Annotated in this window: 22 protein-coding genes; 10 read left to right on the top strand and 12 right to left on the bottom strand. The window is 52.3% G+C overall.

Going from position 1 to position 26784, the window contains the following annotated elements; all coding sequences use genetic code 11:
- Positions 1-6 precede the first annotated feature (6 nt).
- Positions 7-945 (top strand): malonate decarboxylase subunit epsilon, encoded by a 939-nt coding sequence (gene mdcH, locus ACMV8I_RS15940; protein ID WP_498866189.1) that lies wholly within the window; start codon positions 7-9, stop codon positions 943-945.
- On the opposite strand, the gene ACMV8I_RS15935 is transcribed toward mdcH, so the two are convergent.
- The 6 genes from ACMV8I_RS15935 to greB form a co-directional block, all read right to left on the bottom strand.
- On the bottom strand, positions 942-1868 hold the full coding sequence (locus tag ACMV8I_RS15935; protein WP_498866188.1) for a LysR family transcriptional regulator: 927 nt from the start codon (positions 1866-1868) through the stop codon (positions 942-944). The genes mdcH and ACMV8I_RS15935 overlap by 4 nt on opposite strands.
- A 36-nt stretch (positions 1869-1904) precedes the next feature.
- Positions 1905-2144: a FeoC-like transcriptional regulator gene (locus tag ACMV8I_RS15930; RefSeq protein WP_498866187.1), complete on the bottom strand. Its 240-nt coding sequence runs from the start codon at positions 2142-2144 to the stop codon at positions 1905-1907.
- An 8-nt stretch (positions 2145-2152) separates the two neighbouring features.
- Positions 2153-4471 (bottom strand): Fe(2+) transporter permease subunit FeoB, encoded by a 2319-nt coding sequence (gene feoB / locus ACMV8I_RS15925; RefSeq protein ID WP_498866186.1) that lies wholly within the window; start codon positions 4469-4471, stop codon positions 2153-2155.
- A 62-nt stretch (positions 4472-4533) separates the two neighbouring features.
- Positions 4534-4761, bottom strand: coding sequence for a ferrous iron transporter A (gene feoA, locus ACMV8I_RS15920; RefSeq protein ID WP_498866185.1), 228 nt, complete (start codon positions 4759-4761; stop codon positions 4534-4536).
- 437 nt (positions 4762-5198) lie between these two features.
- Positions 5199-7532 (bottom strand): Tex family protein, encoded by a 2334-nt coding sequence (locus ACMV8I_RS15915; protein ID WP_498866184.1) that lies wholly within the window; start codon positions 7530-7532, stop codon positions 5199-5201.
- A gap of 123 nt (positions 7533-7655) precedes the next feature.
- Positions 7656-8144 (bottom strand): transcription elongation factor GreB, encoded by a 489-nt coding sequence (greB, locus tag ACMV8I_RS15910; protein WP_498866183.1) that lies wholly within the window; start codon positions 8142-8144, stop codon positions 7656-7658.
- 284 nt (positions 8145-8428) lie between these two features.
- Between greB and ompR the strand changes: the two genes are divergently transcribed.
- On the top strand, positions 8429-9148 hold the full coding sequence (gene ompR, locus ACMV8I_RS15905; protein ID WP_188474202.1) for an osmolarity response regulator transcription factor OmpR: 720 nt from the start codon (positions 8429-8431) through the stop codon (positions 9146-9148).
- A complete protein-coding gene (gene envZ, locus ACMV8I_RS15900) occupies positions 9145-10506 on the top strand; it encodes a two-component system sensor histidine kinase EnvZ (RefSeq protein ID WP_498866182.1) in 1362 nt (453 codons plus the stop codon). Before ompR ends, envZ begins: the two co-directional genes overlap by 4 nt.
- Before the next feature lie 724 nt (positions 10507-11230).
- Here the strand turns inward: envZ and pckA are convergent.
- The 5 genes from pckA to ACMV8I_RS15875 all read right to left on the bottom strand — a co-directional run bounded on the left by pckA (position 11231) and on the right by ACMV8I_RS15875 (position 17376).
- Positions 11231-12850 (bottom strand): phosphoenolpyruvate carboxykinase (ATP), encoded by a 1620-nt coding sequence (gene pckA / locus ACMV8I_RS15895; protein WP_498866181.1) that lies wholly within the window; start codon positions 12848-12850, stop codon positions 11231-11233.
- Between the two features lie 242 nt (positions 12851-13092).
- Positions 13093-13977 (bottom strand): Hsp33 family molecular chaperone HslO, encoded by an 885-nt coding sequence (gene hslO, locus ACMV8I_RS15890; RefSeq protein ID WP_498866180.1) that lies wholly within the window; start codon positions 13975-13977, stop codon positions 13093-13095.
- A 22-nt stretch (positions 13978-13999) separates the two neighbouring features.
- On the bottom strand, positions 14000-14404 hold the full coding sequence (gene hslR, locus ACMV8I_RS15885) for a ribosome-associated heat shock protein Hsp15 (protein ID WP_498866179.1): 405 nt from the start codon (positions 14402-14404) through the stop codon (positions 14000-14002).
- Between the two features lie 25 nt (positions 14405-14429).
- On the bottom strand, positions 14430-15119 hold the full coding sequence (gene yrfG / locus ACMV8I_RS15880) for a GMP/IMP nucleotidase (RefSeq protein ID WP_498866178.1): 690 nt from the start codon (positions 15117-15119) through the stop codon (positions 14430-14432).
- Between the two features lie 112 nt (positions 15120-15231).
- Positions 15232-17376, bottom strand: coding sequence for an IgaA/UmoB family intracellular growth attenuator (locus ACMV8I_RS15875; protein ID WP_498866177.1), 2145 nt, complete (start codon positions 17374-17376; stop codon positions 15232-15234).
- A gap of 366 nt (positions 17377-17742) precedes the next feature.
- Here ACMV8I_RS15875 and nudE point away from each other — a divergent pair, with 366 nt between their 5' ends.
- Entirely contained in the window at positions 17743-18300 is a 558-nt protein-coding gene (gene nudE / locus ACMV8I_RS15870; protein WP_498866176.1) for an ADP compounds hydrolase NudE, read from the top strand.
- A gap of 112 nt (positions 18301-18412) precedes the next feature.
- Here nudE and mrcA read toward each other — a convergent pair whose 3' ends face one another.
- Positions 18413-20965, bottom strand: coding sequence for a peptidoglycan glycosyltransferase/peptidoglycan DD-transpeptidase MrcA (mrcA, locus tag ACMV8I_RS15865; RefSeq protein ID WP_498866175.1), 2553 nt, complete (start codon positions 20963-20965; stop codon positions 18413-18415).
- A gap of 121 nt (positions 20966-21086) precedes the next feature.
- Here mrcA and pilM point away from each other — a divergent pair, with 121 nt between their 5' ends.
- The 6 genes from pilM to aroB all read left to right on the top strand — a co-directional run bounded on the left by pilM (position 21087) and on the right by aroB (position 26682).
- Complete coding sequence (pilM, locus tag ACMV8I_RS15860) at positions 21087-21935, top strand: pilus assembly protein PilM (RefSeq protein ID WP_498866174.1); 849 nt, start codon at positions 21087-21089, stop codon at positions 21933-21935.
- Positions 21935-22483 carry a PilN domain-containing protein gene (locus ACMV8I_RS15855; RefSeq protein ID WP_498866173.1) on the top strand — a complete coding sequence of 183 codons (549 nt, stop codon included), beginning with the start codon at positions 21935-21937 and terminating at the stop codon, positions 22481-22483. Before pilM ends, ACMV8I_RS15855 begins: the two co-directional genes overlap by 1 nt.
- Positions 22484-22494: 11 nt before the next feature.
- Positions 22495-23352 (top strand): hypothetical protein, encoded by an 858-nt coding sequence (locus tag ACMV8I_RS15850; RefSeq protein ID WP_498866172.1) that lies wholly within the window; start codon positions 22495-22497, stop codon positions 23350-23352.
- 40 nt (positions 23353-23392) lie between these two features.
- On the top strand, positions 23393-24676 hold the full coding sequence (gene hofQ, locus ACMV8I_RS15845; RefSeq protein WP_498866171.1) for a DNA uptake porin HofQ: 1284 nt from the start codon (positions 23393-23395) through the stop codon (positions 24674-24676).
- 344 nt (positions 24677-25020) lie between these two features.
- The gene (gene aroK, locus ACMV8I_RS15840) at positions 25021-25542 is read left to right on the top strand and encodes a shikimate kinase AroK (RefSeq protein WP_104923635.1); all 522 of its coding nucleotides are present in this window, start codon (positions 25021-25023) and stop codon (positions 25540-25542) included.
- Positions 25543-25599: 57 nt separating this feature from the next.
- Complete coding sequence (gene aroB / locus ACMV8I_RS15835) at positions 25600-26682, top strand: 3-dehydroquinate synthase (protein ID WP_498866170.1); 1083 nt, start codon at positions 25600-25602, stop codon at positions 26680-26682.
- Positions 26683-26784 lie beyond the last annotated feature (102 nt).

Genomic DNA, 26784 nt, shown 5'->3' with positions numbered 1-26784 from the left:
AACGTTATGAACATCCTGTTTACCTTTCCCGGCCAGGGACCTCAAGTGCCGGATATGCTGCACCGCTTGCCGGAGAACTCTCTCACTCAAGATCTGTTAACTCAGGCCAGCAGTGTACTGGGTTCAGATAGCTTAGGGCTTGATACTGCCGATGCGCTGCGCTCGACCCGCGCGGTGCAGCTGTGCCTGTTGATTGCTGGTGTCGTCTGGGCAAAGCAGCTGCAAGCCGAAGGTGTCGAACCCGATTTTTGCAGCGGTCTGTCAATTGGCGCGTTTCCGGCGGCTGTGATGGCGGGTGCCCTGCGCTTTGACGATGCCGTGCGCTTGGTGGCATTGCGCGGACAGCTGATGCAACAGGCTTATCCGCAGGGGTATGGCCTGTCGGCCATCACCGGGTTAAGTCAGGATCAAGTTTCCACCTTGTTACAGCAGGTGAACAGCCCATCGACACCGGTATATCTGGCCAACATCAATGCGGAAGACCAACTGGTGATTGCCGGCAGCGACAGCGCCATGCAGCAGGTGCTGAGTTTAGCGAAAGTGAAAGGCGCACAGAAAACCCACCGGCTGGCGGTTAGCGTGCCCTCTCATTGCGCACTGCTGGACGAACCCGCCGCTAAACTGGTCAAAGCATTCGAATCGGTCAGCTTGCAACGCCCGACCTGCGGCTATCTCAGCGGCACCACTGGCCGGGTTTACTGGCAGCCTGAAAAAATTGCAGACGATCTGGCGATGAACATGGCACGCACCGTCAACTGGCGCGATGCTATGGTAGCGGCATATCAGCGGGATGTGCGTTTGGCCATTGAAATGCCGCCGGGCAGCGTACTCACTGGCCTGACGCGGCGTGCCATGGATCAGGGCGAAGCGCTGTCGCTGTGCCAGTCCGGCATACCGATGACAAGAACGTTGGCAGTACGGTTACGGGAAAGGACAGGATCTTAAGGCGTCGTTACAGATTTTCCTAATGCATACATCCGGCATTCAGCGGCCAGCGCCAGCAGGTTGGGGTCATGCTCACGGCGGTGTGGGTAAACCAGCGCAATGGTCTGGCGCATCTGGTAAGGTTCGGCCAGCGGTATTAGTCGCACGGTATTTTCGTACACTCCCTTCATGCGGCCCGGAATTAACGTATAGCCGACGCCCGCCTGCACCAGACTCAGCATCGAGAAAATATCGTTCACCCGGGTAACAATTTCCGGGTCAAATCCCGCGACCTGAAAGGCTTCCTGAAAGCCATGATAGGTGGCAAAGCCGTCAGCCAGTGCCACAAACTTCTGCTGCCTGAAATCGCGTAAATCGGCGATACCCTCTGCGGCCAGTGCAGAACTGGCTGGTGCGGCGAGAAAAATATCATCCTGAAACAGTGGGATCTGATCATAACGCTGAGTATCGACAGGCGAGTCGCTGGTCGAGATCAGCACGGCGTCCAACTGCCCCTCTTCCATTCTGTCGAGCAAATGACTGTTTGATCCCATGACCAGCTCAAGCTCGAGTTCCGGGCGGCGCAGTTTGAGACCCATGATGAGGCGCGGAATGGTTTGCAGCGTCAGCGAATACAGAGTGCCGAGCTTGAGCCTTTTTTGCCCGAATCCGGCAGCAAGACGTGTGGCTTCAATACCGTGTTCCATCTGCTCAATCACCTGAGTCGCGTGTTCCAGCAGCGCACGGGCCGCGGGAAGCGGCAGCAGATTACGGCCTTTGTGAATAAACAACGGGCAGCGCAAGCCCTCTTCCAGCGAATGCAGCGCGCGGTGCACACTGACGCTGCTCAGGCCCAGATATTCGGCGGTACGCGAGATGTTGAGCTTTTCCATGTAGGCGAGAAAAATTTCCAGCTTACGGAAGGTGATTTCACTGTCTATCACTTGGATGACTCCGGCACTGCGATGGGAAAGTTGGATTCACAGCTTAACCAAGCGATAGCTAACCGTCAGGCATTTTTTACCCTCAGTGCAGTTTTTACAACTGCCGGAGAGGCTGCTGTCGTCGGCTTCAACTGGCTCCGCTTTACGCATGGCGACCAGCCTTTCGAGCATTGCCTGCACCAGCGGCTGTGGTGAATTGAGCTGCAGGCTGAGCTGGCGGGCATCTGCCCGGCCAGCCAGCGCCAGGCTGTCGCGTACCTGAATCAGACTGGTCATTGTGCCTCCTAATGGCAATCGCTGCCGGTAGCGGGTTCACAGCAGGCCGCTGCTTTGCGCGGTTGCAGATGAACGCTGACACGGCTGCGGGCTTTGCGCAAAGCGATCAACACCAGGGCGTTGAAGATGAGCACGATAAGGATGGTCGTCGCGCTGTGTCCCGGATGATCGCTGAAGGTTGCTGCCTGATAAAACAACGTTGCCAGAGAATAGGCGACGTTCAGTCCCCATAAGATGGAGAAAGTCATCCAGCTGCGGCTGGTTTCGCGGGCAATCGCGCCCATCACTGACACGCAAGGCACGTAAAGCAGTACAAAGATCAGATAGCTGTAAGCCGAAATTGCTGAACCGAATTTGCTGCTCATCACGCCCATTGAGCTGGCACCCATTTCGCCGTCGCCTTTGCTGGCTTCGATGGGGTTAGACAGCACGCTGATGCTAAAGGTGTCTTTCAGACCTTGCCATGTTTCTTTCACAGCGCCGTTAAGTTCACCTGACAGGTTGAAATTCGCGGCATCGAATTCTTCATTGGTGATGCGCTCGGCGGTGTAGAGCGTGTTCAACGTACCGACGACTACCTCTTTCGCCATCGCGCCGGTTACCAGACCTACTGTCGCTTGCCAATTATCGGCATGTACACCCATTGGTGACAGCACCGGCGTCAGCACTTTACTAACCGACGCCAGCGCTGAATCATTGATGTTATTGACCGCTTTGCCACTGAAGGAGAAGCTGTTCAGCGCACCGATGAAAATACTGGCGATCACGATGACTTTACCGGCGCGCAGCACGAAGCCTTTCAGGCGCTGCCAGGTTTGCAACAGCAGGCTTTTCAGATGCGGAACGTGGTATACCGGCAGTTCCATCACAAAGGGTGACGCTTCGCCGCGCATGATGGTGTATTTCAGCAGCAGGCCGGTGAGAATAGCGACCACAATGCCCAGCAGATACAGCGAGAACACGATAGACGCGCCGTCCTGGCCGAAGAAAGCGGCAGAGAAGACGGCAAAAATTGCCAGACGGGCGCCGCAGGACATAAACGGCGCCATCATCACGGTGATCAATCGTTCGCGCGGGGCATCCAGCGTGCGGGCACCCATTATTGACGGCACATTACAGCCAAAACCGACGATCAGCGGCACGAAGGATTTGCCCGGCAGACCGAGTGCCTGCATCAGGCGATCCATTACGAATGCGGCGCGCGCCATATAACCGGAGTCTTCCAGGAACGAGAGGAAGAGATACATCATGCCGATTTGTGGCACCAGCGGCAGCACGGTATTGATACCCCCGCCGACCCCCTGCGCGAGGAAAATAGTCAGCCACTGCGGGAAGTGGAGGGTAAATCCAATCCACTGCATGCCCTGAATGAAAATCGCCGCCGAGCCGATATCGAAAATCGGTTGCAGTGCACCGCCGATGTTTATCGCCAGCACAAACATCAGGTACATCACCAGCAGGAAAATCGGCACGCCGAGGAAACGGTTGAGGATCACGCGATCCAGCACCTGTGTAAGTTTATTCGGTGCGGTGAGATGCGAGTTACTGATCTCAGCGCACAGTGCGGCGATGCTCTGATAACGTGCATCGGCAATCAGCAGCGCAGGGTCATCCAGCTGTTGCGCGGCCATGCGGGCTTTCACTTCCGGTAATAACTGTTGCGCTTTACCCGCGTGGCTCTGGCTGTAGATATCACCCTCAAGAATTTGCAGTGCCAGCCAGCGGCGCTGTTGCAGCGCCATGTCCTGCGGCATTGCTGCGGCGAGCACGTCTACCTCTTGTTGCAGAACAGGATGATAAGTCACGCGTTCCAGCAACGTGGCCTGCGGCCGCTGATCGATAGCTGTTTTCAGTTCCTGAATACCTGAAGCACGCGTAGATACCAGCGCCACTACCGGACAACCCAGACGGGCGGACAGTGCTGGAATATCGATATTGATGTTCTGGATTTTGGCGATGTCGAGCATGTTCAGCGCGACGATGCACGGAATGCCGAGTTCCAGCAGTTGCAGCGTCAGATACAGATTTCGCTCAAGGTTTGAGGCGTCGATGACGTTGATCATCAGATCGGCATCGCCGCCCAGGATGTAATGACAGGCAATCTGTTCATCGAGTGAGGTTTGTTCTGACATGGTGGTCAGCGAATAGGTACCCGGCAGATCTACCAGCGTAACTTTGTGTTCTCCGGTAGAAAAATGACCTTCTTTACGTTCGACGGTTACGCCAGCCCAGTTGCCCACACGTTGGCGTGAACCGGTCAACTGATTGAAAAGCGTGGTTTTACCTGAATTTGGATTACCAATTAAACCAATGGTCAATGCTTTCATGTGTTTTGTCTGCATGTGAAAAAAGGAGAGGTGCGGACAAAAGAGCGGTCCGCACTAAAAAATTAACAGGTCTGGATTTCAAGTTTCAGCAGATCGAGGTCTTTCCTGCGAACGACCAGGTTGGTGCGGCGAGTTTCTATTTGTACCGGATCGCCCATCGGCGCTACGCGGATAATGTTGAAGAATGACCCTGGCAGCATACCGAGTGACAGCAGTTTCTGGCGGTACGCCGGGCTGATTTCATGAGAAAAGCCGGTGATTTTGTAAGCACGTTGTGATTGAAGTTGCATAGTTCCTCGCGAAGCGTTCGGACATTTTGGGTAGAACAGCGTTGAGAAAATTCTACGCCGCGCTTCCCTGCCCAGTGATCCCACTTAACTACGATTGATGTTGTAAAAAACTGCTCAGAAATTGCCGATGGTGCGAAATTGTCAGCCTCAGCCTCAGCCTCAGCCTCAGCCTCAGCCTGGCGGCGCACTGAATACGACAGGTAGTACAAATTAGAATAGTTATCATAAGCAATACGCATATGGAGACAAAAGAAAAGAGGTGTTCCTCTTCATAAGGCGCTCCACCACGTCGCTATCCTATGCCTGCGCAGTGCCCATTTTATTGATTTACCTCAGTGATTGATTCATTAGGAAAGGCTTTAAAAAGTGTCTAAATAAAGTACATAAAAAAGCCGCTAAAATTCAGCGGCTTTCGGTTGGTGGGGAAAACAGAAAATTTAACGTTTTTTGCCGAGCGCGGCAGCCAGTGCATCGGCCATTGCATTATTGCCTGCCGGAGCCGCATTGCGACTGGCCGGTTTGTTCGGTGCCTGACGTTTTTGTGCATCACGGTGATCGCCAGCGGCAGATGCCGATGGACGGCGTGCCGGTGCTTCTCCCGGTTGCTCGTCTAAACGCATAGTGAGCGCAATACGTTTACGTTGCAGATCGACTTCCATGACTTTGACTTTGACGATGTCGCCGGCTTTCACCACGGTGTGCGGGTCTTCGACGAATTTATTTGCTAAAGACGATATATGCACCAGACCATCCTGATGAACGCCGATATCCACGAATGCACCGAAGTTGGTGACGTTGGTGACTGAGCCTTCGAGGATCATGCCAGGCATTAGGTCATTCATGGTTTCCACGCCATCGGCAAAGGTGGCGGTTTTGAACTCAGGGCGCGGATCGTGTCCTGGTTTTTCCAACTCTTTGATGATGTCGGTGACAGTCGGCATGCCGAACTTATCGTCGATAAACTCGCTGGCTTTCAGACCACGCAGCGCGTTGGAGTCGCCCATCAGCTCTTTCAGTGCGAGATTGGTCGCCGCCAGGATGCGCTGCACCACCGGATAAGTTTCCGGGTGAACGGTCGAGGCATCTAGCGGGTTGTCACCGTTGTTGATACGCAGGAAGCCCGCGCACTGTTCGAAGGCTTTCGGCCCCAGACGGCTGACTTTCAGCAACTGTTCACGGTTGCGGAACTGGCCGTTTTCATCGCGCCAATTAACAATATTCTGCGCCATCATGCGTGTCAGACCGGCGACGCGGGTCAGCAGCGGCACCGATGCGGTGTTGAGATCGACTCCCACGGCGTTCACGCAGTCTTCCACCACGGTGTCGAGTTTCTTCGCCAACTGGCTCTGGCTGACGTCATGCTGGTACTGGCCGACCCCGATGGATTTCGGATCGATTTTCACCAGTTCGGCCAGTGGATCTTGTAAGCGTCGTGCAATGGACACGGCACCACGAATTGATACATCCAGATCCGGGAATTCCAGTGCTGCCAGTTCGGAGGCCGAATAGACTGACGCGCCGGCCTCGCTGACAATGACTTTTTGCGCATTCACCGCCGGGAACTGTTTTTGCAGCTCGATAAAGAAGCGTTCGGTTTCACGCGAAGCCGTGCCGTTGCCTATCGCCACCAGCTCAACATTATGCTTGATACACAGTGCCGCGACCTGCTGTGCGGCTTTCGCAGTCTGACCGGTATGTGGATAAACAGTGTCGATACCCACCAATTTGCCGGTGTTATCCACAACAGCGACTTTTACACCGGTGCGCAAACCAGGATCGAGGCCCATGGTAGCGCGCATTCCGGCCGGAGCAGCCATCAGCAGATCGTGCATGTTACGGGCAAATACGTTGATGGCTTCATCTTCGGCGCGTTCGCGAATGGTGCTCATCAGCTCGGTTTCGAGATGCAGCAGCACTTTGATGCGCCATGTCCAGTTTACTACCGCACGACGCCAAACGTCGGCAGGCGCATTGTTCAGGCGCAGGCCGAGATGATCGATGATCAACTGCTCGGCATAGCTTTCTTTCGGTGGTTCGTCATGTTGCGGGTCGGCATTGAGCGCCAGTTGCAACACGCCCTCGTTGCGACCACGGAACATAGCCAGTGCGCGGTGTGAAGGCACTTGAGAAATCGGCTCGTGGTGATCAAAGTAATCGCGAAATTTTGCGCCTTCCTGCTCTTTGCCCTCGACCATGCGGGACACCAGGTGCGAGTTCTTCCACAAATAGTGGCGAACTTTCGCCAGCAGGGCGGCATCTTCAGCAAAACGCTCCATCAGAATATAGCGTGCGCCGTCGAGGGCGGCTTTGGTATCAGCGACGCTCTTATCGGCATCAACAAATTTAGCTGCGGTTGTTTCCGGATCGTTTTGTGGCTCGTTCCACAGTAACTCAGCCAGCGGTTCCAGCCCGGCTTCAATGGCGATTTGCCCACGGGTGCGGCGTTTGGGTTTATACGGCAGGTATAAATCTTCCAGCTCGGTTTTACTCAGCGTGGTCTTGATGGCTTTAGCCAGTTCATCGCTCAGTTTTCCCTGATCCTCAATGGATTTGAGAATGGTCTGGCGTCGGTCTTCGAGCTCACGCAGATAACTCAGACGGGTGTCCAACTGACGCAGTTGGGTATCATCCAACCCACCGGTGACTTCCTTACGATACCGTGCAATAAACGGTACGGTATTACCTTCATCCAGCAGGCGCACCACGGAAGCAACCTGCTCCGGGCGAACCTGCAATTCAGTTGCGATAATGCGGCTCAGTTGATCATTCATAAGTCTGGTATCTGTTTTCTTTGGTTAAGAGACATAAAAGCAGGGGGACAGTTATACGTTTTGAGGGTCAGAAATGCCAGCGATCCGGACCTTCTGACCGGTTTTTTGAGCGTTATGGAGAGTTTATAGATCCGGGCTCTCTTCACCGTAATGTATTTCATTGATGTACCACACCGCATCGCCTACTGGCGTCTGCACTACGGTACTGTCGCCGACCTCTTTCTTCAGTAATGCGCGCGCCATCGGTGCATCTATGGAGATGTAATCTTTACGGCCAAAAATTTCGTCATAACCGACGACGCGAAAACGTTTAACGTCGCCGTCGTCATTTTCCACTTCCACCCAGGCACCAAAGAACACTTTGCCATCCTGCTGCGGCGAGTGATCGACAATGCGTAACTCTTCCATGCATTTGGTCAGATAACGAATGCGGCGATCTATTTCGCGCAGGCGTTTTTTATTGTACTGATAATCGGCATTCTCACTGCGATCGCCAAGGCTGGCAGCCCAGGTAACTTTTTTTGTCACTTCAGGCCGCTCTTCGCGCCAGAGAAAATCCAGCTCTTGTTTGAGCTTGTTGTAACCTTCGCGGGTAATGAGTTTGGTTTTCATGTTTTTTTCACAGAGTGATCCTGTTCGCCAATGTACGATCTTTCCACAGCTGATGGGATGCTACAACATTACTAACGTGATTTCGTGATAAAGAGGTAAAGTGCGGGGAAGGGTAACTTTAAGGATGGAATCGTATTCACTGGGCGAAAATTGTTGATACATTGGGAAAAAAATAAGCTTTGTAACAATTTCGACTAGAATGTATACCATTAATTGCTGTCTGTTTTAGCACATTTTTTTAACAATACAGGCTTGGGTATTAATGCCTTTGGGAGTAATAAAAAATGCAAGAGAATCACAAGATTCTGGTCGTAGATGACGACATGCGACTACGTGCGCTTCTGGAACGTTATCTGACCGAACAAGGCTTCCAGGTCCGTAGTGTAGCAAATGCTGAACAAATGGATCGCCTGTTGACCCGCGAGTCGTTCCATCTGATGGTGCTTGATTTGATGTTGCCGGGCGAAGACGGTCTGTCTATCTGCCGCCGATTGCGCAGCCAGAGCAACCCAATGCCAATTATCATGGTCACCGCCAAAGGTGAAGAGGTAGACCGTATCGTCGGCCTTGAGATTGGCGCGGATGACTATATTCCTAAGCCATTCAACCCGCGTGAACTGCTGGCCCGTATTCGTGCCGTGCTGCGTCGTCAGGCCAATGAACTGCCAGGTGCACCTTCGCAGGAAGAGGCCATTATCTCCTTCGGCAAGTTCAAGTTGAATCTGGGTACGCGCGAAATGTTCCGTGAAGATGAACCTATGCCTCTGACCAGCGGTGAATTTGCTGTGCTGAAGGCGCTAGTGAGCCACCCACGTGAACCACTGTCTCGCGATAAGCTCATGAATCTGGCGCGTGGCCGTGAATACAGTGCTATGGAGCGTTCCATTGACGTGCAGATTTCACGCCTGCGTCGCATGGTGGAAGAAGATCCGGCACATCCACGTTATATCCAGACCGTCTGGGGTTTGGGTTATGTCTTTGTGCCGGACGGCACTAAGGCATGAGACGAATACGCTTTTCACCGCGTAGCTCGTTTGCACGAACATTGCTGTTGATCGTCACCTTGCTGTTTGTCAGCCTGGTGACGACCTATCTGGTAGTGCTGAACTTTGCCATCCTGCCCAGTCTGCAACAGTTCAATAAGGTGTTGGCTTACGAAGTCCGTATGCTAATGACCGACCAGTTGCAACTTGAGGATGGCACTCTGCTTGCCGTGCCTCCGGCGTTCCGTCGCGAAATTTATCGCGAACTGGGTATCTCTCTGTACACCAATTCTGCGGCGGAAGAGAGCGGCTTACGCTGGGCGCAGCATTACGAATTTCTCAGTGAGCAAATGGCGCAGCAACTCGGTGGTCCCACCGATGTTCGCGTTGAAGTAAATAAAAATACCCCGGTGGTGTGGCTTAAAACCTGGTTGTCGCCAGACATCTGGGTTCGCGTTCCGCTGACTGAAATCCATCAGGGCGATTTCTCCCCATTGTTCCGCTATACGCTGGCGATCATGTTGTTGGCGATCGGCGGCGCGTGGCTATTTATCCGTATTCAGAACCGCCCTCTGGTTGAACTCGAACATGCCGCTTTGCAGGTTGGGAAGGGGATAATTCCGCCACCGCTGCGAGAGTACGGTGCTTCGGAAGTGCGCTCAGTCACGCGGGCATTTAATCAGATGGCTGCGGGTGTCAAACAGCTTGCTGATGACCGAACCCTGCTGATGGCGGGTGTCAGCCACGATTTGCGTACACCGCTGACCCGCATTCGATTAGCGACGGAGATGATGAGTGACGCTGATGGTTACCTCTCGGAGTCCATTAATAAGGACATCGAAGAGTGCAATGCCATCATCGAGCAATTCATCGATTATCTGCGAACGGGTCAGGAATTACAGACAGAAGAGTGTGATCTGAATTCTATCCTCGGCGAAGTCATTGCCGCAGAGAGCGGGTATGAGCGTGAAATTGAAAGTGACCTGACCGACGGCGAGGTGCTGGTTAATGTGCATCCGCTCTCAATCAAACGCGCCGTCGCTAATATGGTGGTGAACGCCGCCCGCTATGGCAATGGCTGGATTAAAGTTAGCAGTGGTAAAGAGTTACAACGCGGCTGGTTCCAGGTGGAAGACGATGGTCCTGGTATAGAACAAAGCCAACTTAAGCACCTGTTCCAACCCTTTGTTCGTGGCGATAGTGCCCGGACAACCAGCGGTACGGGACTGGGTCTGGCGATAGTTCAGCGTATCATTGATGCCCATGCGGGTTCTCTCGATATTGGGGCGAGTCCTCGGGGAGGATTACGAATTCGGGCCTATTTACCCTTACCGGTGGAGAAGGCTGTGGCGTCAGCCCTTCCGCAAAAAACCGTTTGATTTAGGGGGCGTATGCCCCTTTTAATCTTTTAAATTCAACTTCAACTTCAAGGTCGTGGGCGTCGGCCCACACCGACTTGGGGCGGCCAATCGCCGCCGCCCCAAGACCCCGGGCTTTTTTAAAAACAGCAACTGCGCGGGTCACAATGGCCGTGTTTCAGGTGCCATGAAGATAGCCGCAAAATGCCGCTGCTTAGGCAGTACCTTCGCTGCGGGTTCCAACCCGCGTAAAAAGACACGCGGTTTTCCACCTCTGGCTCAGCGCCATTTTTGAATGCGGCCTCGACATTTTTAAAAGATAAAAAGCGGGTCTGGTTTTGAATTTAGAAAGCCACAAGTACATTCAAAAGGCCAATGCCGTGTAGGTTTTGAATTTGAATTTAGAAAAACCTCGGCCGCGTTCAAAATGTCATCGGCAAGTCGGTGGCGAGACAACATCTTTACCGTTGGCTCAAGCCCGCAGCAGGGAATCGCGGAGCGATGACATTTTGCGGCTATAACGGAAGTGCCTGAAACACGACCACCCTAATCTGCGCAGCTGCTGTTTTTAAAAAACGCAGGAGTTCCAAAAGGAGGCACGTTTATGCCTCCTTTTGGGCCGGTTTGGGTGGCAACCCAAGGTTTTGATTTTGATTTTGAATTTAAAGATTTGAAGACTTCAAGCGGAAAGTGGGCCGGAGCCCACGATCTTGAATTTGAAATTAAAAAAATTCACTTAAGCTTTTTAAAGCTTAGGTCCTGCTTTGACCAACTTAGCTCCTGCCTCTGTATCTGTATATTTATCAAAATTAGTCACAAACCGCTGCGCAAGATCATGCGCCTTCTCCTCCCACTGTTCACGACTGGCGTAGGTGTTACGCGGGTCAAGAATATGGGTGTCTACGCCCGGTAACTCAGTCGGTACCGCGAGGTTAAACACCGGCAGGGTAAAGGTTTCTGCCTCATCAATTTTTCCGTTAAGAATGGCGTCGATGATTGCACGGGTGTTCTGAATTGAAATACGCTTGCCGGTACCGTTCCAGCCGGTGTTCACCAGATAAGCTTGTGCACCCGCGGCCTGCATGCGCTTGACCAGCACTTCGGCATACTGGGTTGGGTGCAGCAACAGGAATGCCGCGCCGAAGCAGGCCGAGAAGGTTGGCGTCGGTTCTGTAACGCCGCGCTCTGTGCCTGCCAGTTTGGCGGTGAAGCCGGACAGGAAGTGGTATTGCGTCTGGTCGGCGGTAAGACGGGAGACGGGCGGAAGAACACCAAAGGCATCGGCGGTCAGGAAGATCACTTTGGTGGCGTGGCCCGCCTTCGATACCGGTTTAACGATATTGTGAATGTGATAAATCGGGTAAGAGACGCGGGTGTTTTCGGTTTTGGCGTTGTCGTCAAAGTCGATTTTACCGTCTGCGTTGACCGCAACATTTTCCAGCAGAGCGTCACGGACGATAGCCCCGTAAATGTCCGGTTCGGCTTCTTTACTCAGTTTGATGGTTTTGGCGTAACAGCCGCCTTCGAAATTGAATACACCGTCATCATCCCAGCCATGTTCGTCATCGCCAATCAACTTACGTTTAGGGTCAGTGGAGAGCGTGGTTTTACCGGTGCCGGACAATCCGAAGAAAATAGCCACGTCGCCCTTTTCGCCGACGTTAGCTGAGCAGTGCATTGAGGCAATGCCTTTGAGCGGTAACAGATAGTTCATTACCGAGAACATTCCTTTCTTCATCTCCCCGCCGTACCAGGTGCCGCCGATCAACTGAATGCGTTCAGTAAGATTGAACGCAACAAAATTCTCGGAGTTCAACCCCTGTTGCTGCCAGTTCGGATTGGTGCATTTCGCGCCGTTCATCACGATAAAATCGGGCTCGAAGTTTTCGAGTTCGACCTCGCTTGGACGGATGAACATGTTTTTGACGAAATGGGCCTGCCAGGCAACTTCGGTAATGAATCGGACTTTCAGACGTGAGTCGGGGTTTGCGCCACAAAATGCATCAATGATGAACAATCGTTTGCCGGAGAGTTGCTCGGTAACCAGGGATTTCAGCGCACTCCATACTTCTTGCGTCAGCGGGTGGTTGTCATTTTTCCCTTTGCCCTGATCGGCCCACCAGACGGTGTCGCGGGTGGTATCATCGCGCACGATGTATTTATCTTTCGGCGAGCGGCCGGTGAAAATACCGGTATCTACATTGATCGCACCCAGTTCGGTGATCTGGCCGCGCTCAAAACCCTCAAGGCCCGGTGCTGTTTCCTCTTTGAAAAGTAAACCATAATCCGGGTTGTAGATGATGTCGCTCGTGTCGTTGATACCATAAGTAGCCAGCGTTTTTTTGGTGAGATGGCGTGTTGGCATATCCCTGCTCCTCAATCGAATGTTCAAACCTGAACGGCCAGTTAGCCGCTATGATTAAATTGACTATAATTGTAGGGTTTTATGGGGTTTTATCCGCGATAGCTATCAAAGAATGGCATCAGTGACGGGGTTTTTAGTGATTCTGCGAGACAGTGCACGGGAATGGTGTAACGGAAGAAAACGGCTTTAATGAAGCCGGAGCAATATCAGATATTGCTCCGTTTTATGTGGAGTTAATGGCGCTAGTGTATCGAACCGTCTGCCTCTGGCAGGCTACCGCTGGCTTTGAGTGTCGCCATGTCCATGGCGTCAAAGACATAATCGCTGCCGCAGTAGTCGCAATGCATCTCGATTTTGCCGTCTTCTTCCAGCATTTCTAGCACTTCTTCGCCTGGCAGCGTCATCAGCACATCAGCGCAACGGTCTCGCGAACAGGTGCAGCGGAAACAGACATCCTGCGGTTCATACAGGGTGACTTCCTCCTGATGGTACAGGCGATACAGCACTTCATTGGCCGGCAGGCTGAACAGTTCGTCGGCTTTGATGGTGTGGGTCAGCTGAGACAGATGGCTGAACTCTTCCGGGTCAGTGTCCTGTGCCGGAAGGACCTGCAGCAGCAGTCCACCCGCAGCCGGTTTGCCTTCAGACATGCCGGTACGAATGAAAATGCGCGTTGGCAACTGCTCTGACTGCATGAAATAGTTTTCCAGGCATTCAGCCAGGGTTTCCCCTTCCAGGCCTACTACGCCCTGATAGCGCTCGCCTTCAGTCGGAGAGATGGTGATCACCATGTAGCCGCTGCCGATCATCTGCCGCAATGTGCTATCTGTGGCAATTTCCCCTTGCAGACGCGCGACGCCGCGCATTTCCTGCTGGTTATTACCGTTAATCACCGCCAGTTTCAGCGGGCCATCGCCCTGCAGCTGAACGGTGATATCACCATCGAATTTTAGAGTAGCGGTCAGCAGGCTGGTTGCTACCAGCATCTCTCCGAGCAGGGTACGGACTTCAGCTGGGTAATCATGGCCAGCAACGATCTGTTGGAATGTCTCGCTGAGCGAAACCAGTTCACCGCGTACGGCGTGATGAGTGAACAGGTAGCGGTGTAATTGGTCGTGATTAGACATAAGTTCTCTCTTAAGGCGCAGGTTATTCCATGTCGCCATTTTTAAATTTGATCAGATCGCGGCGTTCTTTTTTATCCGGACGCCGATCCGGGTGAGGCATGGCGTTCATTTTGCGTGCCAGGGCGACTTTCTCCCGTTTGGCGACGCTTGCCTCGGTTTCCTGATAGAGCTTTTGTGCTTCTTCCGCAGTGCGGCGCTGTGTGGTTAAAGCCAGCACCATAACCGTTCTTTCGTCATTTCCCTGACGCAGAGTGATTTCGGCGTTCATTTCCATCAGCTTGCTGGGTTTACTACGCTGACCGTTGTAATGCACTTTGCCGCCATCAACCATCTCCCGCGCCAGCGCGCGGGTTTTGTAAAAACGCGCCGCCCACAACCATTTGTCGAGGCGAACTGCGTTGTCATCTTCTGTTGTTTTACCCTTCATACGTCTTTCCCGAAGTGAGCGATGATCACGCGACCCTGCCTGTTAACGGATGAATCGAAGGTATCAGGCTGCGGTAATCGTTAATCGACGGATGCGCGATAAATGACTTGTCCGCGAGGGTAGAGTCCGGATTTTCTATACCCAGACAATAGCGGATACCAAAGGTTTTTGCCGCATTGAGGATAGGCTCACCGTCATCGACAAACAGGGTATGCTCCGGGTTAAAACCGGTTTGCTGTTGAACTGCTGCCCACAAACGCTGATCTTCCTTTGGATAACCAAATGTATGGGTAGAAAGTAATAAATCAAGGTGTTGATCCAAACCAGTGTGCTGACATTTTACCGCCAGACTGTGCGGATGCGCATTAGTCAGCAAAATAACTTCACGGCCGCTGTCACGTAGTTGCTGCAAAAATGGCAGGGTGTCGTCGCGCAGTCTGGCGTTACTGCCAATATCTGTCGTCATCTGATAGATATCGAGATCCAGCTTCTGGCTCCAGTAATCGAAGCAATACCAATTCATGGTGTGCTGGACTGCAAGATATTCAGCATGGATATACTGCCGCGCTTCCTCAAAGGCGATAGCACGTTGTCGGCTCAGTGCCAGCGGCACGTCTTGCAACCAGAACTGGCTGTCAAAGGCCAAATCTAGCAATGTGCCGTCCATATCAAGCAGCACGGTATCAATAGTGTTCCAGTCGAAATCTGGGGACATGCAGGCTCCATCTCGCCCGCTTGCTGGCAGCAGATAACCACCGCAGGGAGCGAGTGTTCAATAGCAGGGAAGGGCTTCAGAGTAGCACAGGGGCTGATGACACAGAAAGCCATCAGCCAAGATTGCGAACCGGGATAGTGACCAGTATCGAATTGAAGCAGCCATTATAGTAATTCTGAATATTGTTCATGCGGTGCTTATCTTTCAACCTGCGTTTCACCAGCAGAACGCTATTGATCAGCAGACAGCCCGTCAGCAGCAACAGCAGCAGGCTAGTACCAAGATAACGCCACAGCGTAGAGATATCCGGCTCGCTATGCAGCGAAATATGCTGAGTTCCGTTTGCATCGACACTGATGCTGGTGATCACGCCCTGAGCATTGAATGGGGTGTGTAGCAGCGTCGAGGATAAATTCTGTAGCTGTTTCCACTGACCAAGCGGGTTATAGGCATACAACGAAACCGGTGGAATCGGCTGGTTTACCAGCTGTTTACCTTCGTCATTGGTGATGAGGAAGCCGCCCGGTGGTGGGCTGTTCAGTGCTTCTGCCGCACGACGGGTTTCATGGGCGAAGAAGGAAGCAGTAGCAGTGTTGACCAGTTCGCTAAGTGACTGTGCACTGACGGGTCGCAACAGCACATTCATGCCTTTCAGCGTGCCAGATCTTGCGCGTTTTACTAACGTCGTCCAGTTATCAGCATTACCCAGATTAACCAGCGCATTTTTCAGTCTGACGCAGCCATCGCTGGTACTGCAAAGCGCCTGGGTTTTCAGAACAATATCAGAAAAGTCATCCAGCAAAATCATCCCTGACTTCTCAATGGCGGTGGCGAGCTGAGGGTTGATATTTTGTTCGGTGCTGTCTTTCGGATGCAACTGAGTATTCACCGTGGACAGCAGCGACGTGGCGGCATCAATCAATTCCGATTCCGGCATAGGAAGTGGGGGAGCTTCATTCCAGTAGATACCCGAGCAGTCAAATGGCATAAACCCACCTGTTGCCGTTGGCGCATTTTCCGGCGGAACGTAACACATGCCGGCGCCTTGTACTTTCAGCGTATCACCAACGCGTAACGAGATTTTCTCCAGCGCCTGTACGCTGTTGACCTGCGTGCTTTGCGCGCCCTGTAACCAAGCTACGCTGAGTTTCAGCGGAAGCGCAAGAGGGACATAAATCAGTAGCAGTATCAGGAGCAATAATGAACTGGCCACCAGAACCAGATTCTTTCCCCACTGCTGCAACGGGAAGTTTTTAACTTCGTCATGCAGTGAGAGATAAGCTCCCTGACGGATCACGTGGCTGTTCATGTAGAGTTCCACGTCGGTCGGTTGCCCTAAATCCCGCCCGATATAAGGTTGCCAGTGTGGCGGATAAACCAGATCGACAGTGCCTAATGAAATATTGCTGATATCGCCCTGTTTTGATTCACCAAACAGGCCCCAGCGTTTGGGCTGCCCACGCAGGGAGTGGATCTCTTTACGGTTTTTGCCCAGCCATTCAGCCAGTAAACGCCAGCCGACCCACACGAGCAGTAAGGCTGCTATCGCCAAGGTCCATGGAAGAATGACCGGCGGACCCACCAGCGTGATAAATAGCAGAAGCATCACCGCAGATACTGCCAGCGCTTCACGCACACCGTTGGAGCGGGTTAGAGCGTGCTCTTCACTGGTCTCATAACGGACTTTTACCAACTGAATGTGTTCGCTTTCTTCGTGGCGAATCGAAGCATTCTGAGGCGGTGCTGATATGACTGAGGGCGCGGGTGAGGATCGCTCATAAATATGATCGACCAAAGAGTGACCATTGAGCGAAATTACCAGCGGCACGGTCTGGGTTCTGATCAATTCAACGTGGTTTTCATGAGCAATGTGCTGCTCCCAAAATGGGGGAAGATGGATCTCAGTCGTGTCGAGGAAATAGCGCCATTTATTGGGATCTTCACTGGCAACGCCATAGCGGGTGATGGCAAGGGTAATGGTGTAAACATTTTCGCTTTTGCCGGTCAGTGTGAGCTTATCGCGCAGGGCCAGCAGATCACTGCGATGGGTAATGGGTGTTTGGCTCAGTTTTTCATTCTGACGAAGATATTGTTCAACGGCATCGCGCTCTTGCTGCGTCAGCTTGCGTTGATTGGGTTTGGCAAAATGAACGCTGTAAGGGGTTGTGTTACGGCGTCGTACAATAAACCAAAGGAACATCCCTGCGGCAATGACGGTGATACACAATAAAAAAAGTGTAACGACTACTGTGCTCATCCGATCCCCTGTCTAAGATGACTGATGTCGACGCGTTGGAAATACATGTTGATAAACCGTTACTTCCCTTGCAGCTTACTTGTTTTGCCAAAATAGCCATTTTTGATCATAACAATAATCACAGCGCGCCGGATATCGGTAAAATCCTATTTTTTTGCGCCCCGCTTTTTGTTAAAGGTTTTATCCGATTTGGGACGCTGGTGGAGAACCACGTTCAGAAATTCCCTGACTGTTGCTAATGATACTGAATTTATGTCGCACAAATATTGCGATAAAGGTTCGCACTAACGCACAATGTCTTCAAGTGACAATCAACTGAAACCCATTGCGACACCGATATCAGGTGAACAATAAATTGGGGAAACCATGGATAAGCACCTGCAAAAACCTGAGATCCAGAAAGTAGAAACGGTAGCAAGTTCACGCTTGTTCACCATTGAATCCGTTGATCTCACTTTTAGTAACGGTGTACAGCGCGTGTATGAGCGCATGCGCCCGTCTAATCGTGAAGCCGTGCTGATCGTCCCTGTTATTGGGGATGACCTGCTGCTGATCCAAGAATATGCCGTGGGCATTGAGAGCTATGAGCTGGGTTTTCCGAAAGGGCTGATTGATCCGGGCGAAAGCGTACTTCAGGCTGCAAATCGAGAATTAATGGAAGAGGTGGGCTACGGGGCACAGCACTTTGATTTTCTGGCGCAGCTGACTATGGCACCGTCGTACTTCTCCAGCCGCATGAATATTGTCATCGCCAAGGGTCTGTATCCCCAAAGCCTGGAAGGGGATGAGCCTGAACCACTACCGCAAACCCGTTGGCCGATTGCCCGCATGATGGAACTGCTGAACGAGCCGGATTTCAACGAAGCCAGAAATGTCAGCGCATTGTTCCTCGCCCGAGACTTTCTGATGCGCAGTTCGCTGTAGTGGGTGAGGTTGGTTAAAAGCACGGAAATTTTCTCCATAAAAAAGCCGGTCTGCGTAATGCATGACCGGCTTTTTTGCTGTTTTTTAATACATTAGAGCCGCGTTTAACACATTAGAACAGCTCGCGAGCCTGACCGTTATCCATCAGTGTCGTACCCACTTCGTGAACGGCATGTTCAGTCGGTTGAGTGCCATCGATGAAATACTCAGGGTGGCCACCACCATCAGAAAGCTTGCCGGTTTGCTTATCGACATTCACCGTCACAATACCCGGTGGTGGAGTTCGCTTCTGCTCAGGCACGCCATCCAGCACTGCTTTCATGTAGTCATCCCAGGCCGGCTGAGCACTCTTGGCTCCACCTTCGGCACCTGAAATCTGGTCAGGAATAACGCCTGATGCCGTTGAACGGCCGAGATCGCGACGGTGATCGTCAAAACCAATCCATACCGAAGTCACCACATCAGGGCCATAGCCTGAGAACCACGCGTCTTTCGAGCTATTGGTGGTACCGGTTTTGCCGCCGATGTCATGACGCTTCAGGTCGCGGCCTGCGCGCCAGCCTGTACCCATCCAGCCTGGTTGACCAAAGACGTTGGTATTCAGTGCATCGCTGATGAGGAACGACAGCGGAGCGCTGATCACATGCGGTGCGTACTGCTGCTCGCCGACTTGCTGGGTTTGACCCGCAGGAACCTGCTCAAGCTGCGGCATAGGCACGCTGTTGTTGTTATTGCCTTCGCTGGAAACGGCAACGTTCTCAACGTTGTCATCTGAGAGCACCGCTGATTTTTGCGAATCACCATAAATCACTGGAATGTTACAGGTCCGGCAGGCAATTTTCGGTTTAGCTTCAAACTGAACCTCACCTGACTCATTAACAATTTTGGTGATGAAGTAAGGGTCGATCAGATAGCCACCGTTAGTCAGCGCAGCATAGCCACGAACCACCTGTAACGGTGTGAAGGAAGCTGAACCCAACGCCAGCGATTCAGAGTGAACAATGTTGGCTGCTGGGAAGCCAAAGCGCAGTAGATATTCTGCCGCGTAATCGACACCCATCGCACGCATCGCACGCACCATGACAACGTTCTTTGACTCACCGAGACCTTGGCGCAAGCTGATTGGGCCGTCATAGGTTGGTGGTGAGTTTTTCGGACGCCAGTCTTGACCTGCACCGGCATCCCAACGAGTAATTGGCATGTCATTGAGGATCGTCGCGAGCGTCAGGCCTTTGTCCATAGCCGCGGTATACAGGAACGGTTTGATGTTCGAACCGAGCTGACGCAGTGCCTGTGTTGCGCGGTTAAATTTACTTTGGTTGAAGTCAAAGCCACCGACCAGCGCTTCAACGGCACCGTCATTCGGATTGAGGGAAACAATGGCAGAGTTCACATCAGGAACCTGCGCCAGCCACCATACGTCGCCGGATTTGCGTACCCAGATCTGCTGCCCCGGCTGAACCACGTCAGAGACTTTCTTCGGCGTTGGCCCTTGGCTGTTGTCTGAACGATAAGGACGTGCCCAACGCATACCGCTAAACGGTAATGAAATTACCGCACGGTTTGCCATGGTCACCGTGGCCTGATCACCGTCAATTTGTGTCACAACGGCAGGGAAGAGCGGGCCGTAAACCGGCAGAGTTTTCAGTGACTGAACAATCTTGTTCTCATCCCAAGGCGTTTCACCCACTTTCCAAAGCTGATTAGACGGGCCACGGTAGCCGTGGCGCATATCGTAGTTCAGCACGTTGGTGCGCAGGGCTTCCTGAGCCGCTAGCTGGGTTTTCTTGGTAATGGTGGTGTAGACCATGTAACCGTCGTTATAGGCGTTATCGCCATAACGTTTCACCATATCCTGACGCACCATTTCAGTCAGATACGGTGCCGAAAACTCGATATGTGGCGCATGGTAGTTAGCGATCAATGGCTCAGCACGTGCTGCATTGTACTGTTCCTGCGTGATGTATTTTTCATCAAGCATGCGGGACAACACGGTGTTGCGACGCGCCAGTGAGCGGTCGTGAGAGTAGAGCGGGTTGAACGTTGATGGCGCCTTCGGCAATCCTGCAATGACTGCAATTTCGCTGAGTGTAAGCTGGCTGACATCCTTCCCGAAATAAACTTGTGCTGCAGCACCCACGCCATAAGCACGGTAGCCGAGATAGATCTTATTCAGATACAGCTCAAGGATCTCATTTTTGGTCATCATCTGTTCGATGCGGATAGCCAGAAATGCTTCTTTGATCTTACGCGTCAGCGTACGTTCCGGACTAAGGAAAAAGTTACGTGCCAACTGTTGAGTGATGGTACTGGCACCCTGAGAAGCATGTCCGGAAACCAGCGCTACGGAAGCTGCACGAAAAATACCGATCGGGTCAATGCCGTGATGTTCATAAAAACGGCTGTCTTCGGTTGCAATGAATGCATGCACCATCTCCGGCGGAATTTGGCCAAGCTTGAGGGGTATACGGCGTTTTTCACCGTATTGGGCGATCAAATCGCCTTCAGCACTGTAAACCTGCATCGGTGTTTGCAAGCGCACGTCTTTGAGCGTGGCGACATCGGGTAGCTGCGGTTCGATGTATTTGTACAAACCAAATATCGAGGCTGCTCCCAGCAAAATGCAACATAGTGCAAGAATCAAAAAATACTTTACGAACTTCACCTGAGATTTCCCATTTAGTGTCAATTGGGCAGTTTATAAACAACCGCGCGGTAGTATAAAGGCAAGCCTACGACATGGATACGTACTTTTATTAACTTGACGATATGGAGATTGGGCGAAAATGCGACTACAAGCATGGCAGGTAGGCTTGGATATTCAAGCTGGTTTTGCCCGGGCGATTGCGGTTCAGCGGCGCCGTCACGGTTGGCAATTACGGCAATGGTGGCACCACCCTTTACCGTCCCTCACGCTGCGCGGGGGAATATTACATGAGAGCGCGCCGCTTACCGCTATTTTATCGGTTTGGCGCAATACCTTACCAGCCAAGATATCACTGCGAGTTTCTCTTCCCGCTCAGCGCGTCATGCAACACCTGCTTTCCCCGCTGGATGCCAGGCTAAGCGGCTCCGCACGCAGCGCCTTCATTCTAGCCAGCGCCGCCCGACAGTTCCCGCTAAGCGTTGAACAACTGGTGATGGACTACCGGACAGATCCCTGCGGCGACAAAAATATTATTGTTACCGCGGCCAGACAACAAGAGATCCAGCAGTGGCAGCACTTTCTGGCGCAGTCGCGACTCTTTCCCGAGGTGTTTGAGCTTGCGCCCTGTGCGCTGCAGCTTGCGGCGAGTGCCGCCGGTGCCAGTGCTGAAAAACTTCTATTACACCGGTTGGATGATGCCTGGCTGTGGGCTGCCCCCCATGGACTCCCTTTTCAATTCGGCATATTCGATGAGGAGGAAATCCGTGATATTACGCAACTTGCGCTGCGTGCTCGTGAGCAATATCGGGCGGCAAAGCTTTGCGACGAACATTGCCTGTTCAGTAGCGCGAATACCGAGGCATTACCCGCAGGCATGCTCGCCTGGTCCCCTTTAGCGGCGATAGGGCAACTCTCGCCGCCTCTGCCAGCTAACCCGGGTGCTTTTGCTCTTGCTACTGGATTAGCTCTGCGCCCGGAGGACCGCTGATGCTGTACGTTAATCTGCTGCCATGGCGAAGTATCCAACAATGCCACAGACAACGCGTGTGGCTGCGACATCTTGTGTTGTTCCTGACGCTGACGCTGGTGTTGATGTCACTGTGGCTGGGGATCACACAGCACGCAGTGCAAGTACAACAGAACGACGTCAACACGCTAAGCGACGGCCAGACGCGATTAGCCGTACAGCTTAAAAAAGTCAGTGATGCAACGTTGAAATTACAGGCGCTGCAAAAGGCAGCTACAGAGCATGAACAGCGCAGGATAAAAAGTCAGAGTTATCTTGTCATGCTGGTCTCTATCGGTGCGAGTATTCCTGACAGTGTGTGGTTGACGGAGCTTATTGGGCAACCCAACGGGCGTATTCAACTGCGTGGAGAAAGTAGGGTTTATCCTGAGATCATCGCATTCGCGCAGGCCTTGAAAGGTGACCGGCTGTTCAGTGAGGTGCGGTTGCTCGACATTCATCGCCTGCCCGCCCAGAGCTGGCGTTTTGGCGTACAAGTACAACTTGCTGAATCGGCAGATATTTTATAAAGGATATTGTGATGAGAAATGCGCTCGCACGCGCCTTCAATCAAATTACGGAGAGACCAGGTTGGCAGCAATATGCAGTATTACTCGCGGGATATTTTGGTTTTGTTTGGTTGCTCTATTTCCTGATGCTAAAGGCTCCTTTACAAGAGCAGCATCAGGGACAGGAACACGTTGAAACCTTACGGCAGAATGTCTCAGACCAACAGCACCGCTTATTGTTACAGCTACCTCTGGCGGAATTGTTACGTCAACAGGCACTTTTGGCCCCAGTAAAAACGGAAGATACGACGTTGATGGAGAAAATCACCGGGGCATTGCATCAGTCAGCAGGGTCGCTGCTTCAGTGGCAACCCGGCCTGCCCGATGCGCTACCCGCAAGCACGGATAAAAAGGGTGAGCGGGGGAGCCTGACACTACGGACAGATTACAAAGACTTTCTGGAACTGCTGCGCAGATTACTCAACGATCCGGCAGCGCCGGTGTTGAGTAATCTGCGGTTACATGTGGATAAGACGCTCCTCAATATTACGTTCTCTTTAGCCACAGATAGCCGACCGTCACCGATCTCCACAACGCTTCCATCTGCTGACGCGGTGAGCCGGGATCCCTTCTCATCTCAGGCTATTGAGATTTGTACTCATACCCGTGACGCCTTCAAGGACGTGATCCTCGGCGGTGTGATTGGCGATGCCGTACATCAACGAGGCTGGATATTATGGCCGGGCCTTGGCTGGCTACCCGCCTCGGTGGGATGGCGAGATGCCCAATCTGGTTGGCAGGTGGTGGCCGTCGAAGCCAGGCAAGTCAGGTTCGATTTACAGCAACCGCTATGTGCTGCCAAGCAACATACGCTGGCGCTGTTGCGTTAGTCGTCGTTTTACCAATTGCCCTCCATGGAAAGGAAGAAAGATGAAAAGCTCTAAAAGAGCGGTGCGACGCGCAGTAGTGTTCGCCTATCTGTTACTGATGGGTTCAGCTATGGCGGCAGCACCGGATAGCGCGCTCAAGCCCGTCACCCTCGAGTTTCAGGATACACCGCTGACCGTCATTCTCTTGGCTCTGGCCGATCATCAGCAGTTGAATTTGGTCACTGCGCCGGGCGTAGAAGGGAAACTCAGCGTCAGGCTGGCGGATGTACCATGGCAGCAGGCAATGGATATCATCCTAAAAATGGGGAAACTGACGTACCAGCAGCAAGGCAATGTGCTAATGGTCCTTCCACAGGTTGCTCTCGCCGTTCAACAGCAACAGCAGAAAGAAGAGAGGGAACGTGAACGACTACAGCGACCACTCACCAGCCTCACTCTGGCTTTGCAATACGCTGATGCCAGCGAAACGGCAGCCAGCCTGAATGCTCAGAAAGGTTCGCTGTTGTCTGACAAAGGGCACGCTTCTGCCGATGTTCGTACCAATACGCTGTTAATCCGCGATACTCGACAAGCGCTCGATACCATCACACCTTGGCTAAAAGAGATGGACTTACCTTTACAGCAGGTACAATTGGCTGCGCACATTGTCACCATGAACAGTGAAAGCCTGCGCGCGCTTGGTGTGCGTTGGGGGTTTAGTGGCGATAATCCGATCACAAAATCGGTCAGGATGAATAATTTCAGCATGGGGCTACCGGTGGAAAATCCGATAGTGACGGCGGGGTTTAATTTGGCGCACATCAGCGGGCAAATACTGGATCTGGAACTGACGGCTCTGGAGCAGGAAGATCAGGTGGATATCATTGCCAGCCCGCGCCTGCTGACTGCCCACATGCAAACGGCCAGCATCAAACAGGGGACCGAAATTCCCTATCAGGTTTCAAGCGGTGCCAGCGGCAGTACATCGATTGAATTCAAAGAAGCCGTGCTTGGAATGGAGGTCACGCCGAAAATTCAACGTAACGGTGATATCACGCTGGCGCTGCAAATCAGCCAGAACATGCCTGGCCGTATTATTAAGCAGGCTGAAGGTGAGGCACTGGCTATCGACAAACAGGAAATAAAAACGCAGGTGACCGTCAAAGATGGAGAAACCATCGTGCTTGGCGGCATTTTTCAGCGCCATAATCAGAACGCGGAAAACAAAGTGCCGGTGTTAGGTGACATGCCTATAGTAGGATCTTTATTCAAACAGCAGTCAAAAAGCATGAAACGCCGTGAATTGGTGATTTTTATCACTCCGACCTTAATAAGCCGCCGTTAATCGGGGCATTAGCGTGACTAAAATGGCAGAATAGCGTTGAGGTTATGCAACTTTTTGTGTCACGAAAGGCTTCTGAGTTTGACGCTGCGGCCGATTTAGCTTACAAGTGTTACCGAATTGAGCACCGTGATTTTTAATGACTGCTGAAACGCCGATAAAAACGTATGTTTTCCCTCCCGCGGCGCGCGATGCGATTTATTCGGTTGCCAAACTACCAAGAGTGTTGAGATAATTTTTTTCTGATCTCGCACTACCGCTCATGAGGTTTCAGTTTAGGTCCCGCCGCTAATTTGATTGGCGGGGCGGGTTATCATCAACGAATTGTCTTAGTAATACCAAAAAACATGGCAGAGAAACGCAATATCTTTCTGGTTGGGCCTATGGGTGCCGGCAAAAGCACTATTGGTCGACAGTTAGCTCAGCAACTCAATATGGAGTTTTTTGACTCCGATCACGAAATTGAGCGACGCACTGGAGCTGATGTGGGCTGGGTATTTGATTTAGAAGGCGAAGATGGATTCCGCGACCGCGAAGAAAAAGTGATCAACGAACTCACAGAAAAACAAGGCATCGTTCTGGCGACCGGCGGGGGTTCTGTTAAATCACGTGAAACCCGTAACCGTTTGTCAGCGCGCGGCGTTGTCGTCTATCTTGAAACTACCATCGAAAAACAATTGGCGCGTACACAACGCGACAAAAAACGTCCATTATTACAGGTGAGTGCCCCCCCACGCGAAGTGCTTGAAGCACTGGCGAAAGAGCGCAATCCACTGTATGAAGAAATTGCGGATGTTACTATCCGTACTGACGATCAAAGCGCCAAAGTGGTTGCCAACCAAATCATTAACATGTTGGAAAGTAACTGATCTTTGGCATTCTGTTATTGCCTAATGGTGTAAGTTAAGAAGGTCACTGAGCGCGAAATGGAGAGGATTACCGTAACGTTAGGGGAGCGTAGCTACCCCATTACGATTGCTGCCGGATTGTTCCACGATCCGGCTTCTTTTATGCCTGTAAAGGCGGGTGATCAGGTCATGCTGGTAACAAACCAGACTCTGGCACCTCTCTATCTGGACTCAGTTCGCTCAGTCCTTGAGCATGCAGGCGTTCGTGTTGATCAGGTGATACTGCCTGATGGTGAACAATACAAATCCCTGTCTGTTCTTAATGAGGTTTTCTCAGCGTTGCTGGAAAAACCTCATGGTCGTGATACCACGCTTATTGCCCTGGGCGGTGGCGTGGTGGGCGATCTGACCGGCTTTGCTGCTGCGAGTTATCAGCGTGGGGTACGCTTTATTCAGGTACCTACCACGCTGTTATCTCAGGTCGATTCCTCCGTTGGTGGCAAAACTGCCGTCAACCATCCGCTTGGCAAAAATATGATCGGTGCGTTCTATCAACCGGCTTCGGTTGTTGTCGATCTCGATTGCCTGCGCACTCTGCCCGCTCGTGAGATGTCTTCCGGCATGGCGGAGGTTATAAAATACGGCATTATTTTGGATGCCGACTTCTTTGTATGGCTTGAAGACAATATTGATGCATTGCTGTGGCTTGATATGAGCGCATTGGCATATTGTATTCGTCGTTGCTGCGAGCTGAAGGCTGAGGTGGTAGCTGCCGATGAACGCGAAAGCGGCATGCGTGCTTTGCTCAATCTTGGCCATACTTACGGACACGCCATTGAAGCTGAAATGGGGTACGGCAACTGGTTGCACGGTGAAGCCGTTGCTGCCGGAATGGTGATGGCCTGTTACACCGCGCACCGTTTAGGGCAGTTCAGCTTGGACGATGTTGCCCGGGTAAAAAATTTGCTTCTGCGTGCCGGATTACCGGTCACCGGTCCTGAGGAAATGTCTCCTGAGGCTTATTTGCCGCATATGATGCGTGATAAGAAAGTTCTGGCGGGCGAACTGCGCCTGGTATTACCGACAGCGATTGGTCAGTCAGAAGTTCGCTCCGGTGTATCACATGAAATGGTGCTGGCATCGATTGAGGATTGCCGGTAGAGGACTGTTTGTGGGCTATCTCACAAGCCTTGTCTTATCGGTTAACCCTTTGCCAGCAAAGCGTTATATTTATCAGTCAGGATAGTTGCTCCGCATAAAGCC

It is taken from the genome of Ewingella sp. S1.OA.A_B6, assembly GCF_049889095.1.
In the GTDB taxonomy this organism is placed as follows: domain Bacteria; phylum Pseudomonadota; class Gammaproteobacteria; order Enterobacterales; family Enterobacteriaceae; genus Ewingella.
This window is presented reverse-complemented; position numbering and strand designations above follow the sequence as displayed.

What these genes read in the sequence shown, in the direction of transcription:
- mdcH (WP_498866189.1), top strand. Translation starts at nt 7, where the DNA reads ATGAACATCCTGTTTACCTTTCCCGGCCAGGGACCTCAAGTGCCGGAT.
- feoB (WP_498866186.1), bottom strand. Translation starts at nt 4,471, where the DNA reads ATGAAAGCATTGACCATTGGTTTAATTGGTAATCCAAATTCAGGTAAA.
- pckA (WP_498866181.1), bottom strand. Translation starts at nt 12,850, where the DNA reads ATGCCAACACGCCATCTCACCAAAAAAACGCTGGCTACTTATGGTATC.
- aroB (WP_498866170.1), top strand. Translation starts at nt 25,600, where the DNA reads ATGGAGAGGATTACCGTAACGTTAGGGGAGCGTAGCTACCCCATTACG.
- aroK (WP_104923635.1), top strand. Translation starts at nt 25,021, where the DNA reads ATGGCAGAGAAACGCAATATCTTTCTGGTTGGGCCTATGGGTGCCGGC.
- ACMV8I_RS15855 (WP_498866173.1), top strand. Translation starts at nt 21,935, where the DNA reads ATGCTGTACGTTAATCTGCTGCCATGGCGAAGTATCCAACAATGCCAC.
- envZ (WP_498866182.1), top strand. Translation starts at nt 9,145, where the DNA reads ATGAGACGAATACGCTTTTCACCGCGTAGCTCGTTTGCACGAACATTG.
- ompR (WP_188474202.1), top strand. Translation starts at nt 8,429, where the DNA reads ATGCAAGAGAATCACAAGATTCTGGTCGTAGATGACGACATGCGACTA.
- nudE (WP_498866176.1), top strand. Translation starts at nt 17,743, where the DNA reads ATGGATAAGCACCTGCAAAAACCTGAGATCCAGAAAGTAGAAACGGTA.
- yrfG (WP_498866178.1), bottom strand. Translation starts at nt 15,119, where the DNA reads ATGTCCCCAGATTTCGACTGGAACACTATTGATACCGTGCTGCTTGAT.
- ACMV8I_RS15875 (WP_498866177.1), bottom strand. Translation starts at nt 17,376, where the DNA reads ATGAGCACAGTAGTCGTTACACTTTTTTTATTGTGTATCACCGTCATT.
- ACMV8I_RS15915 (WP_498866184.1), bottom strand. Translation starts at nt 7,532, where the DNA reads ATGAATGATCAACTGAGCCGCATTATCGCAACTGAATTGCAGGTTCGC.
- ACMV8I_RS15850 (WP_498866172.1), top strand. Translation starts at nt 22,495, where the DNA reads ATGAGAAATGCGCTCGCACGCGCCTTCAATCAAATTACGGAGAGACCA.
- greB (WP_498866183.1), bottom strand. Translation starts at nt 8,144, where the DNA reads ATGAAAACCAAACTCATTACCCGCGAAGGTTACAACAAGCTCAAACAA.
- pilM (WP_498866174.1), top strand. Translation starts at nt 21,087, where the DNA reads ATGCGACTACAAGCATGGCAGGTAGGCTTGGATATTCAAGCTGGTTTT.
- hslR (WP_498866179.1), bottom strand. Translation starts at nt 14,404, where the DNA reads ATGAAGGGTAAAACAACAGAAGATGACAACGCAGTTCGCCTCGACAAA.
- hofQ (WP_498866171.1), top strand. Translation starts at nt 23,393, where the DNA reads ATGAAAAGCTCTAAAAGAGCGGTGCGACGCGCAGTAGTGTTCGCCTAT.
- hslO (WP_498866180.1), bottom strand. Translation starts at nt 13,977, where the DNA reads ATGTCTAATCACGACCAATTACACCGCTACCTGTTCACTCATCACGCC.
- ACMV8I_RS15930 (WP_498866187.1), bottom strand. Translation starts at nt 2,144, where the DNA reads ATGACCAGTCTGATTCAGGTACGCGACAGCCTGGCGCTGGCTGGCCGG.
- feoA (WP_498866185.1), bottom strand. Translation starts at nt 4,761, where the DNA reads ATGCAACTTCAATCACAACGTGCTTACAAAATCACCGGCTTTTCTCAT.